This is a genomic window from Bradyrhizobium sp. URHC0002, from assembly GCF_054059515.1.
Genome location: NZ_JBSSCF010000001.1, coordinates 1,344,757 through 1,358,872, shown reverse-complemented (window position 1 = coordinate 1,358,872; position 14,116 = coordinate 1,344,757). Strand labels below are relative to the sequence as shown.

The window sequence follows — 14,116 nt, the reverse complement described above, 5'->3', positions numbered from 1 at the left end:
CAAAAGGCGGCCTGTCATCGATCCGGGAATTTGCCATGAGAGAAAATCTGGAGCGGGCGAAGGGGCTCGAACCCTCGACCCCGACCTTGGCAAGGTCGTGCTCTACCACTGAGCTACACCCGCATCCGAGATGGCGGCGAACGCGCGCCGTCAACGGCAGACGTATGACAAATGCGGACCGCGAATGCAACAGTCCGGATGCGATCTCGCGCCACACAGATCATCCGACTTCATCAACAAAAGGGAGCGAATCGACCCGAAACAGCGCCGAAACGGGGTTTGCTAGCCACTTATGCCCCAAGCCGGGAACCAAAGCTCCCGCCACCCAGTGTGAAGCGGGGGCGATTCGAGCTATTTTCGCGCGAGGCTCCAAACGCCTCGCGTCAATTCGCCCCACGCCCAATCGCAATCGAAGGTCCCTTGGCTTGCCCGGACGGGGGCATCGGTGCTCCCGGCGAGTTCCGCTTGCGGAAGGCGCCTGCCGATTGAATTTTGTGACCTAGCCGCCATCTAGCGAATGAGGAACTTCGCCCCCAGCCGTGCTAGAACGGGCCCGAATTCCAGGACGCCTTCTAATTCCGAGACTTCTAATCCAAGACACCTTCTCGAGACACCTTCTCAAGACATCTTCTCAAGACATCAGGCGAGGATACCGTGACGATAGTTGAGCAGGGCGGCGGCCCGGCGCCGCAGGCAGCACCCGATCTGATCAAAGAGACGACCACCCAGACCTTCGTGAAGGACGTCATCGAGGAATCGAAGCGCCAGCCGGTGCTGATCGACTTCTGGGCGCCCTGGTGCGGACCCTGCCGCCAGCTCACGCCCATTCTCGAAAAGGCGGTCCGCGCGGCCAAGGGCAAGGTCAAGCTGGTCAAGATGAATATCGACGAGCATCCGGCCATCCCCGGCCAGATGGGCATTCAGTCGATACCGGCCGTGATCGCGTTCGTGGGCGGCCAGCCCGCCGACGGCTTCATGGGCGCGGTGCCGGAGAGCCAGATCAACGCCTTCATCGACAAACTCACCAAGGGCATGACGGCGCCGGGCGAGCCGAATATCGCAGAGATCCTGCAGGAGGCCGAGGCCGTGCTGGCGGAAGGCGACCCTGCCGCGGCGGCCCAGATCTACGCCGAGATACTGGGTTTCGATGCCACCAATATCGCGGCGATGGCGGGGCTGGCGAAATGCTACGTGACGTCAGGCGCGATCGAACAGGCCAAGCAGACGCTGGCGATGGTGCCGGAATCGAAGCGCACCGACGCTACGGTCAAGGCGGTGCAGGCCTCGATCGATCTTGCCGAGCAGGCCCAGGCGGTTGGCCCGGTGACCGAGCTGGAACAGAAAGTCGCCGCGAACCCGCTCGACCATCAGGCGCGATTCGACCTGGCGACCGCGCTCAACGCCCAGGGCAACCGCGCCGAGGCGACCAATCAGTTGCTCGAAATCGTCAAGCGCGATCGCAAGTGGAACGATGACGGCGCGCGCAAGCAGCTGGTGCAGTTCTTCGAAGCGTGGGGCGGCGCCGACGAGTCCACCGTCGATGGACGCAAGCGGCTGTCGACGATCCTGTTCTCGTAGATCGTATTCAGCGAAGCAGAGCATGGTTTTGTGAAGAGAATGCGCACCGAACCAGCGAACTGACCGGGACAGCCAATGCCGATCAATGCCGAATACCGCGGACCCGGCGAGCTTCCCGAAATCATTCCGGTGTTTCCGTTGCCGGGCGCGCTGTTGCTGCCGCGCGGCCAGATGCCGCTCAATATTTTCGAGCCGCGCTATCTGGCGATGGTGGACGACGCGCTACGCGATGGTCACCGGCTGATCGGGATGATCCAGCCGGATATTTCGCATAGCAGGGACGAGGCAAAGCCGGAGCTGTTCCGGGTCGGCTGCGTTGGCCGCATCACGCAGCTCGCCGAATCCGGCGACGGCCGCTACATCCTGGAACTGACCGGCGTCTCCCGCTTCAAGGTGGTCGAGGAAATCTCAGGCCTGACCGCGTACCGGCAATGCAAGGTGGATTTCTTTCCCTATGCCGACGATTTCGTTGCGCGCAGAGGCGAAGAAGCCGTCGACCGCACGGCCTTGCTCGAAGTGCTTACCGATTTTCTCGAGGCCAACAATTTGAAGGTGGATTGGGAAGGTATCGAGAGCGCGCCGAACGAGGCGCTGGTCAACGCGCTCGCCATGATGTCGCCCTACGGTCCGGCCGAGAAGCAGGCGATGCTGGAAGCGCCCGACCTGAAAACCCGCGCCGAGATCCTGATCGCGGTGACCGAAATGGACCTCGCCAAGAAGCGCACCAGCGGCGACACGGGATTGCAGTAGGACCGCTCGTCTCAACCGCCGGTGGGAACGATCAGCGTCTCGCCCGTTGCGACCAGCGACATCTCGCCCTGTTCATTTTCAGCGAACAGCTCTGCCCTGGCAAAGATCTGCTTGCGGCCGGCCTTCACCGTGGTGCCTTTCGCTACAAACGTCCGGCCGACGGCAGGTCGGAGACAGTTCATCGAAAAGTGCGATGCCATCACGCAGCCGGCGTTGCTAGCCGCCGCAAATCCGCAGGCGGTATCGAGCAGGGCCGCGATCATTCCGGCGTGGAGATAGCCGGAATATTGCGTGAAGCCGTCATTCCAGGGCATCCGGATTTCGGCGATGCCGTTCTCGGCGGTAAGGACTTCGAATCCCGCCTGCCGGTTCAATCCGGCCGATGCGTTCGCAGCGATCAGATCGGACAGCGTGAGCGCCGGGTTCGTGTTCACGGGTTGCTCCAGTTCGGCATGCGCTTTTCAAGATTGGCCCGCACCGCCTCGATTTGATTGGCGCTGCCGAGCAACGCCTTCTGCTCCATCGTTTCGGCGGTGAGAGCCTGCTCGGCGTCGCCGGCGGCCGCTTGATTGAGCAGCCGCTTGGCGGCACGGATCGCGTGCGGGCTGAGGGCCGCAATCTCGCGGGCCGTGGCCAGGGCAGCGGCCCGGGGATCCGCTTCCAGTCGCGTCGCGAAGCCGTACCCGATAGCCTCCTCGGCCGAAAAGATGCGCGCGGTATAGGTCAGCTCGCGCACCACATCTTCGCGCGCCAGATGCCGCATCAACTGCGTGCCGGCCATGTCAGGCACCAATCCCCACTTCGCCTCGATAATGCCGAGGCGCGTGCCTGGTGCGACGTATCGCATGTCGGCGCCGAGCGCGAGCTGGAAGCCACCGCCCAAGGCAATGCCGTGAATGGCCGCGATCACGGGAACGGGGATCTCGCGCCATAGCCAGACGCAGTGTTGGACGAAATTGGCGATACCGTGCGTACGCTGGTCAAGCTGCGGGAACGGCAGCAGGTTGCCGCCGTTTGCCACCGCGGCCATTCTTTCGACGTCGAGCCCGGCACAGAAAGCGCGTCCCTCGCCGGACAGCACGACGGCACGCAGGTCTTGGTCAAGCTTCAGACGTACCCCCGTTTCGGCGATCGCGGTGAACATGTCGGCATCCAGCGCATTCATCTTGTCGGCGCGGTTCAACCTGACATCGGCAACGCCATTCTCGATGGTGACCTTGATCCGTTCCTCCATGGCCTTTCTCCTTCGACCTACCCAGAACATGGGCATCTCCGTTTTCACGGCGGCGCCGGATAGCGCCTAGTATCCCGCGGCGGCCAGCACGACGACGGCGCCGAGCGCCTTCCAGCCAAAGCCACGGCCGCGCGACCACCAGGCATTCGCAGCGCAAGCGAAGGTGTAGATCGCGATCACAGTGATGACGATCCAGTGCCGCGCGCTTTCCGATCCGAACGTGGGCGCCGCGATCAGCAGCACCGCGCCGCCGATCCACGCCACCGTGCCGGCCTGCCACACCAGTCGGATCAGGGTCCGCAAACTCTCGGGCTGGATGGTCGCCTTCGCGAACACCTTGGTTTCCCCGAGCACGCCGTGAATCAGGGACACCGCGATGCCGGCGACGCCGGCGCATTGCAGGATGATGTCGCGCATCGAAGGACCTCCATACAGTAGTGTATGGTTATGGCTTGCCGGCTGGTACCTGTCAATACAGTAGTGTATGGTGGGATGACGCAAGGCAGGAACATGGTCGATCAACTTTCGGCGAAGGACTGGCTCGACCAGGGTCTCAGGACGCTGGCGAAAAGTGGATTCACGGCGCTGAAGGCGGAACCGCTGGCGAAGGCGATGAGGGTGTCGCGCGGCAGTTTTTACTGGCATTTCGCGGATATTTCCGCGTTCCATGCCGCGATCCTCAAGCAATGGCGCGAGATCGCCGCCGAACAGATCATTGCCGACGTCGAGGCGGCATCCAGGGACGAAAACCCGCTGGCTGTATTGTTGCGCCGGGTGTTCCGCGAAAAATTGCTGCTGGAGAACGCGGTCCGCACCTGGGCCAGCGTCGATCCCGCGGCGCGCGCCGCGGTGCAGGCGATCGATCGCCGTCGGCTCGGCTATATCGAGGGCCTTTTGACGCAGTCCGGACTGTCGGCCGAAGTCGCCCGCGCCCGCGCGCAAATCCTTTATTGGGCGTTCCTCGGCTTCGCGCTGTCGGACCAGCCGCTGCCGAAAGCGCAGCAACAGGCCATGCTCGACGAGATGCTGCGGATGGCCGCGCGATGACAAGTTCCGCTGTGATGTGCTAAGCACCCGTCGAGCCGGAGACCCCCTGATGAACGCCTCGACCGAACGCCTCGACAGCACCGTTGACCCGAAACTGCTGGAAATCCTGGTGTGCCCGATCACGAAGGGACCGCTGGAATTCGACGCCTCCCGTCAGGAACTGATCTCGCGTTCCGCCAAGCTTGCCTACCCGATCCGCGACGGCATCCCGATCATGCTGCCGGAAGAGGCGCGGAAGATCGAGTGACGTCGCAAGACATCACGCGGAGCCCGGATGGCGCGTAGCGGAATCCGGCCTACAGCGCCTCGCCCTTCAACAGCCGCGGGATTTCGCCGGACAGTCCCGCAGCCTGGCGGATGAACAGGCCCTTCAGCGGCGGCGCGCGATCGACGAGGCCAAGTCCCATATCGCGTACGGTACGCAGCAGCGTCGATTCGTTCGAGAACAGAAAATTCAGCGAATTGGTGGCGAGCCCCATCGCCATGGTGTCGAAGCGCCGCCAGCGCTGGTAGTGGTCGAGCACGTCGGCCTGCCCGGGATCGATGCCGAGCCGGGCCGCATCGACCACGACTTCGGCGAGCGCCGCGACGTCCTTCAGGCCCATGTTGAGGCCCTGCCCCGCGATCGGATGAATGACGTGCGCAGCGTCGCCGACCAGCGCCAGCCGCTCGGCGATGAACGAGCGCGCGACGAAATAGCCGAGCGGAAAGGCGCGCGGCTTGTCGAGCGCCTTGATCTCGCCGAGGTGCAGCCCGAAGCGCTTCTCGAGTTCATCGTGGAATTCAGCTTCACCGAGCGCGGTGATACGTGCGGCCTCGGCGCGATTCTCGGTCCACACCAGCGACGAGCGCTTTCCGGTCAGCGGCAGGATCGCGAACGGACCCGCCGGGAGAAAATGCTCTTCGGCGCGGCCGTGGTGATCCCGCTCGTGACCGACGGTGACCACGATGCCGGATTGATCGTAGTCCCAGCCATGGGTGGCAATGCCGGCACGCTCGCGCAGTTTTGAGCGCGCGCCGTCGGCGGCCACCAGCAGGCTCGCCTCGATGACATTGCCGTCGGCAAGCGTCACGGTGACGCCGTCGGAACGTGAATCGTAGGTCGAAACCGCCGTGGCCCGGAGATCGACTCCTTCCGCCTCGGCACGCGCCGCCAGCGCATCGATCAGCCGGCGGTTTTCAACCATGTGGGCGAAGGGTTCGCCGGGTTCGACATTGCCGGCAAAGGTCAGGAACACCGGGCGGGTGGCATCCTCCAGTTTGGAATCGGTGACGACCATATCGAGGATGGCTTGCGAATCCGCGGCCACCTGATCCCAGACGCCGAGCGCCTCGAACAACCGCCGGCACGCCGCCACAATGGCGGTCGCCCGCGGATCACGGCTCGGCCGCACCGCCAGGGCCGGATCGGCCACGATGATGGGAATTTCTGCGCCAAGGCCCTGACGGAGCGCCAGCGCCAGCGCCAGCCCGGCAAAGGCGCCGCCGCAGATGACAATGCTTCGCTGTGCCGCCATGCGATCCCTTACCCGGTTACTTCGTCAGACTACGCTTGCTACCTGATAATAGCTGGGCGAAACAGGGCCGAGAAACAAGGTACTTAACGCCCCAGGCGCGATCGTTTGCGGCCGGGATCGATTGAAAGCACAGCATGTCCAAGGGCCTGATTGACCTGATTTCCATCCTCGATCTCGAACAGCTCGAGGTGAACCTGTTCCGGGGCAACAGCCCGAAGACGGGCTGGCAGCGGGTGTTCGGCGGCCAGGTGATCGGGCAGGCGATGGTCGCGGCCTGCCGCACCGTCGAGGGCCGCCTGCCGCATTCGATCCATTGCTATTTCATCCTGCCCGGCGATCCGCAGATCCCGATCATCTACCAGGTCGAACGCCTGCGCGACGGCAAGAGCTATTCGACCCGCCGGGTCACCGCGATCCAGCATGGCAACGCGATCTTCTCCATCATGGTGTCGTTCCATGCGGAAGAGGAAGGCGCGTTCAACCATCAGGACAAGATGCCGGATGTCCCGCCGCCGGAAAAACTCACGGCGGAAGAAGTGTCGAAGCAGCCGCTGTTCAAGGAGATGCCGGAATTCATCCGCCGCTATTATGAATCCGACCGACCGATCGAGCTGCGCCCGGTCGAGCTCGGCCGCTATTTCGGCCAGAAGATCGACGACGGGCGCATCCATGTCTGGATTCGCACCGCGGCCAAGCTGCCCGACGATCCGGCGCTGCATTTGTGCGCGCTGGCCTACGCGTCGGATTTCTCGCTGCTCGATGCGGTGATGGCGCGCTACGGCCGCACGCTGTTCGACAAGCGCATGATGCCGGCAAGCCTCGACCACGCGATGTGGTTTCACCGGCCGTTCCGCGCCGACGAATGGCTGCTCTACGCACAGGACTCGCCGAGCGCGCAGGACGGCCGCGGATTGACCCGCGGCCTGATCTTCAAGCCCGATGGCACGCTGGTGGCGTCGGTGGCCCAGGAAGGCTCGGTGCGCCAGCGCAAGTGAGTTTAGCCGTTGGCCGATGCGCCTCGCTCGGCCAAAACGGTCTGCGACGCCAGCCAGCCCATCATCCAGCGATACACCCACGGAATCGGGATGATGAAGAACGATGCGACTGCGGCCACGATCGCACGCCAAAGAAATTCCAGGCCGCTGCCGATGAAGAGAACTTCGCGCCGCGTGCCCTGGATGTTCCGGCAAAGCCACCGCATCCAGGCCACGTAAACCCAGGCCCAGCCGATGATGGTGATGACGGAGATAGCCGCAAGAATGGTCCAACCGAGGTAGGCCCAGACCGAGCCGGAGAAACTGAGCTCGAGTGGCTGCCCGTTGGACGCAAGATTCGCGATGAACCATTTGAGAAACAACCAGTACAGGGCCATCTGGACGAGGATCATCAGATTGCTGAGCAACTGGCTGCCGATCAGGCTAACGCCGATCATGAGGACGACGAAGCCAAAAAACCAGGGAACGATCGTCATCGCCTCGCCCTCGAAGCTGAGGTTCGGCCGTCCCGGCACGCGCACGCAGGGGACGATCCACTTGATGTACCAGATCAAAACCCATGGTGCCGGGATGATGAAGATCAAACCGACCACGAGCACCAGGGTACGCCAGGTAAACTCCAGGATCCCGAAGTCGATCGACAGCGGACCTCCGCTATAGCTCCCGCCCATTGGCGGCGGGCCACCGGGGTACGGCACGGAGGGCGGGCTCGATCCCCCGGGGACCAGGCCGGGAATGTCTCCGGCCCGCTGCCAGCCCGACATCCCCTCAGTCCAGACCAGCGTGTCCGCTCCAATCGTGCCCCGGGTCATGAGGTCGCGAAGCTGCGCCTCCGGATAGGGGCCCTGTTGCTGGCCGCTGGATGCATAAAACCACGATCGGTTCGACATTTTAGTCCCTTGAGCCGTGGAGAGGGGGAAGCCAGCCGGGCGGCTGGCGGTGGAAGTGCATTTTGGCGGACGATCCCGCCGCCTGTACAGTGAAGGACGTCACCAGCTCCAAATGTTTTCCCCTTCTTCCTGCAACTTTTTTGTGCCAACTGCCCAGAAAGATGCCAGATTTGCGTCGGCAGCGAGCCGCCGGGCGGCCAGTCTGCCGTGTGCTCAAAAAATATCCAGGGAAATGAAGGCCTGACCATGAAACTCGTCGTCGCGATCATCAAACCCTTCAAGCTTGACGAGGTGCGTCAGGCGCTGACGGCCATCGGCGTCCACGGCATGACGGTAACCGAGGTCAAGGGCTACGGCCGCCAGAAGGGCCACACCGAAATCTATCGCGGCGCAGAATACGTCGTGAACTTCCTGCCCAAGCTCCGAATCGAAATCGCCGTCGCCTCCGACGTCGCCGAGAAGGCGGTCGAGGTCATTACCGCGAACGCGCGTACCGGGCAGATCGGCGACGGCAAGATCTTCGTCACGCCGATCGACCACGCCTTGCGAATCCGTACCGGCGAGACGGATAGCGACGCGCTCTGAGACATCGCGAAATTCAAGGCGCGGCGGCAACGACGCCGAACGCGACAAGCCAAGAAACGACAAACGACACGACAACAGCCGGGGGAATTCCATGGGGGCACCATCGTATCGTGCAGCGAGGAATGCTGCGCTCATCACTCTTGCGGCGAGCTCGCTCGCGACGCCGGCCCGGGCCGCCGAGACGTCCACCATCAATGCCGCCGATACCGCGTGGATGATCGTCGCCACCGCGCTGGTGTTGATGATGACGATACCCGGCCTGGCGCTGTTCTATTCCGGCATGGTGCGCAAGAAGAACGTGCTGGCGACGATGGCGCAGAGCCTCTCGGCCGTCGCGATCATCTCGATTCTCTGGGTGGCGTTCGGCTATTCGCTGGCCTTTGTCGGCGATGGTCCCTGGATCGGCACGCTCGATCGCTGGTTCCTGATGGGAATGACGATGGAGAGCATCAACCCGGCGGCGAAGACGATACCGGAAGCGCTTTTCATGCTGTACCAGATGACGTTTGCGATCATCACGGTGGCACTGGTGGCAGGCGCGGTAGCGGACCGGATGCGGTTCTCGGCCTATCTGCTTTTTTCCGCCGGCTGGTTCACGTTCGTCTATGTGCCGCTCGCACACTGGGTGTGGGGTGGCGGTTTCCTCGGCACCATGGGCGTGCTCGATTTCGCCGGCGGCCTCGTCGTGCATCTTTCCGCCGGCATCGGCGGCCTGGTTGCCGCAACCGTGATGGGCCGGCGTCAGGGCTATGGCAGCGAGAACCTCGCGCCGTTCGACCTGTCGCTCGCCGTGATCGGCACCGGATTGTTGTGGGTCGGCTGGTTCGGCTTCAATGGCGGATCGGCGCTGGGCGCGAACTCGCGCGCGGTGATGGCGATCACCGCGACACATCTGGCCGCCTGCGCCGGCGCGCTGACCTGGGCCGCGATCGAATGGGCGACACGGCGCAAGCCGTCGGTGCTCGGCATGATTTCGGGCGCCATCGCAGGTCTTGGCACCATCACGCCGGCCTCCGGGTTCGTGGCGCCGTGGCACGGGGTCGTCATCGGCGTCGTCGCGGGAACGCTCTGTTTCTGGGCCTGTACCTGGCTCAAGCAGCGCTTCAAATATGACGACTCGCTCGACGTGTTCGGCGTCCACGGTATTGGCGGATTGACCGGCACATTGCTCGCCGGCGTTTTCGCGGTGAACGCGATCGGCGGCACCGCAGGCCTGATCGAGGGCAATGCGCAGCAGGTCCTGATCCAGCTCTACGGGATCGCCGCCACGCTGGTGTGGTCCGGCGGCATCACCTTTGTGCTGCTCAAGCTGGTGGGCGTGTTCGCGCCGCTGCGAGTGTCGGTGCAGCAGGAACTCGAAGGCCTCGATATCTCGCAGCACGGCGAAGCGCTGCAATAGGCCGCCCACCCCGTTACCATTTTCTTGCACTGCCGCTGAGCAGCGATCTGTATCGCTGCTCAGACCTGCCCATTATTTGAGCAAACCTGACTACACTTTGGGCGCGACGGATTGGCGCAGGAACGTGCAATTCCCGCAACGGGCGAAAAGGGCCGGATTCATAATCTGTTAGGGAGCGGTCCCGATCTGGCACGGCATTTGATTCTAAGGGTCCTGGCTGTGCCCGCGTAGTGAACATCTCCGCGAGGTGAATCTCAGTCGAGAACGCCCGGTCCTCGTCTGAACCGGGCCCAAGCGGGGATTAAGACCCATGAAAATTGTTATGGCGATCATCAAGCCATTCAAGCTCGAAGAAGTCCGTGACGCCCTGACCGCGATTGGCGTTCACGGTCTAACGGTGACGGAAGTCAAAGGTTACGGTCGCCAGAAGGGGCATACGGAAATCTATCGCGGCGCCGAATACGCCGTGAGCTTCCTGCCCAAGATCAAGATCGAGGTCGCTGTCGCCTCGGATCAGGTCGACAAGACCATCGACGCCATCACAACAGCTGCCAAGACCGGCCAGATCGGCGACGGCAAGATCTTCGTCATCAGCCTCGACCATGCGGTGCGCATCCGCACGGGCGAGGCAGATGCCGCGGCCCTCTGATTTCGCGCTCAAACCATACCACTCAGGAGTAAAACCAAATGACGTTTAAACGTCCCTATAGCGCGGGATTGGCAGCCCTCGCAGTCGGCCTGTTCGCGGCGACCGCTGCCTACGCCGAACCAACCGTCAACAAGGGCGACAACGCCTGGATGCTGACATCGACCGTGCTGGTGCTGTTGATGACCATTCCCGGCCTGGCGCTGTTCTATGGCGGTCTCGTCCGTTCCAAGAACATGCTCTCGGTCCTGATGCAGGTGTTTTACACCGTCTGCATCGTCACCCTGCTCTGGGCGCTCTACGGCTACAGCCTCGCCTTCACTGGTGGTTCCGACTTCATCGGCGGCTTCTCGAAAGCCTTCATGATGGGCATCACCACAGACTCGAAGGCAGCGACCTTCTCGGTCGACGCCAACATCTCGGAACTGGTCTATGTCTGCTTCCAGATGACGTTTGCGGCGATCACCCCTGCCCTCATCGTCGGCGCCTTTGCCGAGCGCATGAAGTTCTCGGCGATCGCGCTGTTCATCCCGCTCTGGGTAACCCTGATCTACTTCCCGATCGCGCACATGGTCTGGTACTGGCCCGGTCCGGACATGATCCAGGATGCCGCCAAGGCGCTCGCCGCAGCTGCTGACGGTGCCGCGAAGACCGCGGCGCAGGCCAAGCTCGACGAGATCAACGCCGACGCCGGCTGGATCTTCAAGAAGGGTGCGATCGACTTCGCCGGCGGCACCGTGGTGCACATCAACGCCGGTATCGCCGGTCTCGTCGGTGCGCTGCTGATCGGCAAGCGCGTCGGCTACGGCAAGGAGCTGATGGCCCCGCACTCGCTGACCATGACCATGATCGGCGCTTCGCTGCTCTGGGTCGGCTGGTTCGGCTTCAATGCCGGATCGAACCTGGAAGCCTCCGGCGGCGCCGCGCTCGCCATGACCAACTCCTTCGTTGCAACTGCAGCGGCGGCGATGGCCTGGATGTTCGCGGAATGGATCGTCAAGGGTCATCCTTCGGTGCTCGGCGCGTTGTCGGGCGCGGTGGCAGGCCTCGTGGCCGTCACCCCAGCGGCCGGCTATGCCGGTCCGATGGGCGCGATCGTGCTCGGCCTCGTGGTCGGCGTGGTCTGCCTGTTCTTCTGCACCGTGGTGAAGAACTCGCTCGGCTATGACGACTCGCTCGACGTGTTCGGCGTCCACTGCGTCGGCGGCATCATCGGCGCGCTCGGCACCGGCATCCTGGTGAACCCGGCCCTCGGTGGTGCTGGTATCATCGACTACACCGCCATTCCGCCGAAGGTCGCCGATTACGACTTCGCGGCGCAGATGGTCTCGCAGCTCTGGGGCGTCTGCACCACGCTGGTGTGGTCGGGCATCGGTTCGGCGATCCTCTACAAGGTGGTCGACGTGATCGTCGGTCTGCGCGTCAACGTCGAAACCGAGCGTGAAGGCCTCGACGTCACCGAGCACACCGAGCGCGCCTACAACATGTGAGTTCTCCCGGGATGCGGTCCCCCAAGGGCCGTATCCACAACTCCGGTTCGGGCACATACCCGGCAATGCCCTGACCGTTGAGGGGCTCCAGCGCAAGCTGGGGCCCCTTTCTTTTTGCTAAAAAGAGATTGCAAAATCCGGCACCAGGCGCCGAAAATGGCGGCAACCAAACCGGGAGGACGTCATGAAACTCGAAGGCGGATGTTATTGCGGCGCGGTGCGCTATGTCGCCGAGGGCGAGCCGGCGTTGCAGGCGCAATGCCATTGCCGCGAATGCCAGTTCATCACCGGCGGATCGCCCAACCTGTTCGTGGTGATGCCGCTCGACGGCTTCAAGTACACCAAGGGTGGGCCGAAGCAATTTGCACGCAAGGACCTGGAAAAGCCGGTGACGCGTGAGTTCTGCGCCGAATGCGGCACGCATATGGTGACGCGGCCGCAACGTCCGGTCGCGGTGGTGAAGGTCGGGACGCTCGACAATCCCGCCCAGATCACCCCGCAGATCGCGATCTTCACGATCGACAAGCAACCCTTCCACCACATCCCCGAGGGCATGCCGAGTTTCGAGCGCATGCCGCAGCGGTAGCCCGGTTGCGAACTTCGCCAGCCAGCGATTGAAGCTCGAAAAGCGACCAAAATCGTCGACGGGACCGATGGTTAATCGCGTCTTAACCTCGCCGTATCTATGGTGGTTTGATGTGTTTGCGGTCTTGGGGTAAGTCCCTCGGCCGCGATTGAAAGTGCTGGCGTTTCAGACATGGCAATGACCGCCTCTTCCGGCGTGGCGCAGGGCGCCGGCAGCTTGTCTGCCGGGCAGGCCGAGCGCTCGCCCTTTATCCGGACCACCGAGCTGCTGTCCCCCTATCAGCCCGCCAAGCCGTTGATCACGCTGTCATTAGGCGAGCCGCAGCACCCGGTGCCGGATTTCGTCGGGCCGGTTCTGGCAAAGCATATCGCCGAATTCGGCCGCTATCCCCTTGCCCGCGGCATCGAGCCGTTCCGCCGCGCGGCCGCGAACTGGCTGTCGAGCCGGTTTCAACTGCCGCGGCCGATGGACCCCGAAAGCGAGATTCTGGTCTTGAGCGGCAGCCGCGAGGGGCTGGTGTTCGCAGCGATTGCCGCGGCCCGTTATGTCGGCCCGCGCAAGGGCAAGCCCGCGATCCTGATGCCCAACCCGTTTTATCCGGCCTATGGCGCGGGCACCCGTGCCGCTGGTTGCGAACTGATCTACCTGCCGACGACGGTTGCCAACGGATTCTTGCCGGATCTCGATGCGCTCGACGAGGCGACGCTGGCCCGTACCGTCGCATTCTTCATCGCCTCACCGGCCAATCCGCAAGGCGCGGTCGCCTCGCGCGACTACTTCATCCGCCTGAAGAAACTTGCCGACCGCCATGGCTTCATGATCCTGAGCGACGAATGCTATTCGGAGATCTACACGAGGCAGGCACCGGGCAGCGCGCTGGAATGCGCCGGGCCCGACTTCACCAACGTCGTGGCGTTCCAGTCGCTGTCGAAGCGCTCGAACCTGCCCGGCATGCGCGTCGGATTTGCCGCCGGCGACAGGAAGTTTCTCGCGGCCTATCACGAATTACGCAACGTCGCGGCGCCCCAGGTGCCGGTGCCGCTGCAGCATGTGGCGGTCGCCGCCTATAGCGACGAAGCGCATGTCGAGGAAAACCGCAGGCTCTACCGCATCAAGTTCGATCTCGCCGACCAGATTCTCGGCAGCCGCTACGGCTATGTGCGGCCCGCCGGCGGCTTCTGCGTCTGGCTCGACGTCTCCGAGCGCGGCGGCGACGAGGCTGTGGCGGTGAAACTCTATCGGGATGCGGGTGTCCGCGTGATCCCCGGAAGTTATCTGTCACGGCCGCAGAACGACGGCTTCAATCCCGGCGCAGGCTATATCCGCCTTGCACTGGTCTCCGATAGTGAATCAACGGCCGAGGCACTGCACCGGCTGGTCGAAATTCTGGATTAGTCGC

At 63.3% G+C, this 14,116-nt stretch carries 16 protein-coding genes and 1 tRNA gene; 11 read left to right on the top strand and 6 right to left on the bottom strand.

The genetic code is table 11. The annotated features are described in order from the left end of the window. Nucleotides 1–48: 48 nt before the first annotated feature. A tRNA-Gly gene (locus ACVWVY_RS06505) sits at nt 49–123 on the bottom strand. 531 nt (nt 124–654) lie between these two features. Between ACVWVY_RS06505 and trxA the strand changes: the two genes are divergently transcribed. Beyond that, nucleotides 655–1,578: a thioredoxin gene (gene trxA, locus ACVWVY_RS06500; protein WP_456625599.1), complete on the top strand. Its 924-nt coding sequence runs from the start codon at nt 655–657 to the stop codon at nt 1,576–1,578. Between the two features lie 75 nt (nt 1,579–1,653). Continuing rightward, nucleotides 1,654–2,328: an LON peptidase substrate-binding domain-containing protein gene (locus ACVWVY_RS06495; protein ID WP_456625598.1), complete on the top strand. Its 675-nt coding sequence runs from the start codon at nt 1,654–1,656 to the stop codon at nt 2,326–2,328. Nucleotides 2,329–2,339: 11 nt separating this feature from the next. Here ACVWVY_RS06495 and ACVWVY_RS06490 read toward each other — a convergent pair whose 3' ends face one another. The 3 genes from ACVWVY_RS06490 to ACVWVY_RS06480 form a co-directional block, all read right to left on the bottom strand. Further along, the gene (locus tag ACVWVY_RS06490; RefSeq protein WP_456625597.1) at nt 2,340–2,762 is read right to left on the bottom strand and encodes a PaaI family thioesterase; all 423 of its coding nucleotides are present in this window, start codon (nt 2,760–2,762) and stop codon (nt 2,340–2,342) included. Further along, the gene (locus ACVWVY_RS06485) at nt 2,759–3,562 is read right to left on the bottom strand and encodes a crotonase/enoyl-CoA hydratase family protein (protein WP_456625596.1); all 804 of its coding nucleotides are present in this window, start codon (nt 3,560–3,562) and stop codon (nt 2,759–2,761) included. Before ACVWVY_RS06485 ends, ACVWVY_RS06490 begins: the two co-directional genes overlap by 4 nt. Before the next feature lie 66 nt (nt 3,563–3,628). Then, nucleotides 3,629–3,979, bottom strand: coding sequence for a hypothetical protein (locus ACVWVY_RS06480; RefSeq protein WP_456625595.1), 351 nt, complete (start codon nt 3,977–3,979; stop codon nt 3,629–3,631). Between the two features lie 93 nt (nt 3,980–4,072). Between ACVWVY_RS06480 and ACVWVY_RS06475 the strand changes: the two genes are divergently transcribed. Both ACVWVY_RS06475 and ACVWVY_RS06470 read left to right on the top strand, forming a co-directional pair. After that, a complete protein-coding gene (locus ACVWVY_RS06475; RefSeq protein WP_456625594.1) occupies nt 4,073–4,609 on the top strand; it encodes a TetR/AcrR family transcriptional regulator in 537 nt (178 codons plus the stop codon). A 49-nt stretch (nt 4,610–4,658) separates the two neighbouring features. Beyond that, nucleotides 4,659–4,856 (top strand): Trm112 family protein, encoded by a 198-nt coding sequence (locus ACVWVY_RS06470; protein ID WP_456625593.1) that lies wholly within the window; start codon nt 4,659–4,661, stop codon nt 4,854–4,856. A gap of 49 nt (nt 4,857–4,905) precedes the next feature. On the opposite strand, the gene ACVWVY_RS06465 is transcribed toward ACVWVY_RS06470, so the two are convergent. Further along, nucleotides 4,906–6,126: a ubiquinone biosynthesis hydroxylase gene (locus ACVWVY_RS06465; protein WP_456625592.1), complete on the bottom strand. Its 1,221-nt coding sequence runs from the start codon at nt 6,124–6,126 to the stop codon at nt 4,906–4,908. Between the two features lie 134 nt (nt 6,127–6,260). Between ACVWVY_RS06465 and tesB the strand changes: the two genes are divergently transcribed. Beyond that, nucleotides 6,261–7,121, top strand: coding sequence for an acyl-CoA thioesterase II (gene tesB, locus ACVWVY_RS06460; RefSeq protein ID WP_456625591.1), 861 nt, complete (start codon nt 6,261–6,263; stop codon nt 7,119–7,121). Between the two features lie 2 nt (nt 7,122–7,123). Here tesB and ACVWVY_RS06455 read toward each other — a convergent pair whose 3' ends face one another. Beyond that, a complete protein-coding gene (locus ACVWVY_RS06455) occupies nt 7,124–8,011 on the bottom strand; it encodes a DUF4339 domain-containing protein (RefSeq protein ID WP_456625590.1) in 888 nt (295 codons plus the stop codon). Nucleotides 8,012–8,257: 246 nt separating this feature from the next. On the opposite strand from ACVWVY_RS06455, the gene ACVWVY_RS06450 reads away from it, so the two are divergent. From ACVWVY_RS06450 to ACVWVY_RS06425, 6 genes are all read left to right on the top strand, one after another. Next, nucleotides 8,258–8,596 (top strand): P-II family nitrogen regulator, encoded by a 339-nt coding sequence (locus ACVWVY_RS06450; protein ID WP_108520132.1) that lies wholly within the window; start codon nt 8,258–8,260, stop codon nt 8,594–8,596. A gap of 91 nt (nt 8,597–8,687) precedes the next feature. Then, entirely contained in the window at nt 8,688–9,995 is a 1,308-nt protein-coding gene (locus ACVWVY_RS06445) for an ammonium transporter (protein ID WP_456625589.1), read from the top strand. Nucleotides 9,996–10,305: 310 nt separating this feature from the next. Further along, nucleotides 10,306–10,644, top strand: coding sequence for a P-II family nitrogen regulator (locus tag ACVWVY_RS06440; RefSeq protein WP_456625588.1), 339 nt, complete (start codon nt 10,306–10,308; stop codon nt 10,642–10,644). Between the two features lie 38 nt (nt 10,645–10,682). Further along, the gene (locus ACVWVY_RS06435; RefSeq protein ID WP_456625587.1) at nt 10,683–12,131 is read left to right on the top strand and encodes an ammonium transporter; all 1,449 of its coding nucleotides are present in this window, start codon (nt 10,683–10,685) and stop codon (nt 12,129–12,131) included. 184 nt (nt 12,132–12,315) lie between these two features. Then, on the top strand, nt 12,316–12,717 hold the full coding sequence (locus ACVWVY_RS06430) for a GFA family protein (protein ID WP_456625586.1): 402 nt from the start codon (nt 12,316–12,318) through the stop codon (nt 12,715–12,717). A gap of 171 nt (nt 12,718–12,888) precedes the next feature. Next, nucleotides 12,889–14,112 (top strand): aminotransferase class I/II-fold pyridoxal phosphate-dependent enzyme, encoded by a 1,224-nt coding sequence (locus ACVWVY_RS06425; protein WP_456625585.1) that lies wholly within the window; start codon nt 12,889–12,891, stop codon nt 14,110–14,112. The last annotated feature ends 4 nt before the right edge of the window (nt 14,113–14,116 follow it).

Excerpts from the sequence above, each read along its gene's own strand:
- ACVWVY_RS06495 (WP_456625598.1), top strand. The coding sequence starts at position 1,654 with ATGCCGATCAATGCCGAATACCGCGGACCCGGCGAGCTTCCCGAAATC.
- ACVWVY_RS06485 (WP_456625596.1), bottom strand. The coding sequence starts at position 3,562 with ATGGAGGAACGGATCAAGGTCACCATCGAGAATGGCGTTGCCGATGTC.
- ACVWVY_RS06480 (WP_456625595.1), bottom strand. The coding sequence starts at position 3,979 with ATGCGCGACATCATCCTGCAATGCGCCGGCGTCGCCGGCATCGCGGTG.
- ACVWVY_RS06475 (WP_456625594.1), top strand. The coding sequence starts at position 4,073 with ATGGTCGATCAACTTTCGGCGAAGGACTGGCTCGACCAGGGTCTCAGG.
- ACVWVY_RS06470 (WP_456625593.1), top strand. The coding sequence starts at position 4,659 with ATGAACGCCTCGACCGAACGCCTCGACAGCACCGTTGACCCGAAACTG.
- ACVWVY_RS06465 (WP_456625592.1), bottom strand. The coding sequence starts at position 6,126 with ATGGCGGCACAGCGAAGCATTGTCATCTGCGGCGGCGCCTTTGCCGGG.
- tesB (WP_456625591.1), top strand. The coding sequence starts at position 6,261 with ATGTCCAAGGGCCTGATTGACCTGATTTCCATCCTCGATCTCGAACAG.
- ACVWVY_RS06455 (WP_456625590.1), bottom strand. The coding sequence starts at position 8,011 with ATGTCGAACCGATCGTGGTTTTATGCATCCAGCGGCCAGCAACAGGGC.
- ACVWVY_RS06450 (WP_108520132.1), top strand. The coding sequence starts at position 8,258 with ATGAAACTCGTCGTCGCGATCATCAAACCCTTCAAGCTTGACGAGGTG.
- ACVWVY_RS06445 (WP_456625589.1), top strand. The coding sequence starts at position 8,688 with ATGGGGGCACCATCGTATCGTGCAGCGAGGAATGCTGCGCTCATCACT.
- ACVWVY_RS06440 (WP_456625588.1), top strand. The coding sequence starts at position 10,306 with ATGAAAATTGTTATGGCGATCATCAAGCCATTCAAGCTCGAAGAAGTC.
- ACVWVY_RS06435 (WP_456625587.1), top strand. The coding sequence starts at position 10,683 with ATGACGTTTAAACGTCCCTATAGCGCGGGATTGGCAGCCCTCGCAGTC.
- ACVWVY_RS06430 (WP_456625586.1), top strand. The coding sequence starts at position 12,316 with ATGAAACTCGAAGGCGGATGTTATTGCGGCGCGGTGCGCTATGTCGCC.
- ACVWVY_RS06425 (WP_456625585.1), top strand. The coding sequence starts at position 12,889 with ATGGCAATGACCGCCTCTTCCGGCGTGGCGCAGGGCGCCGGCAGCTTG.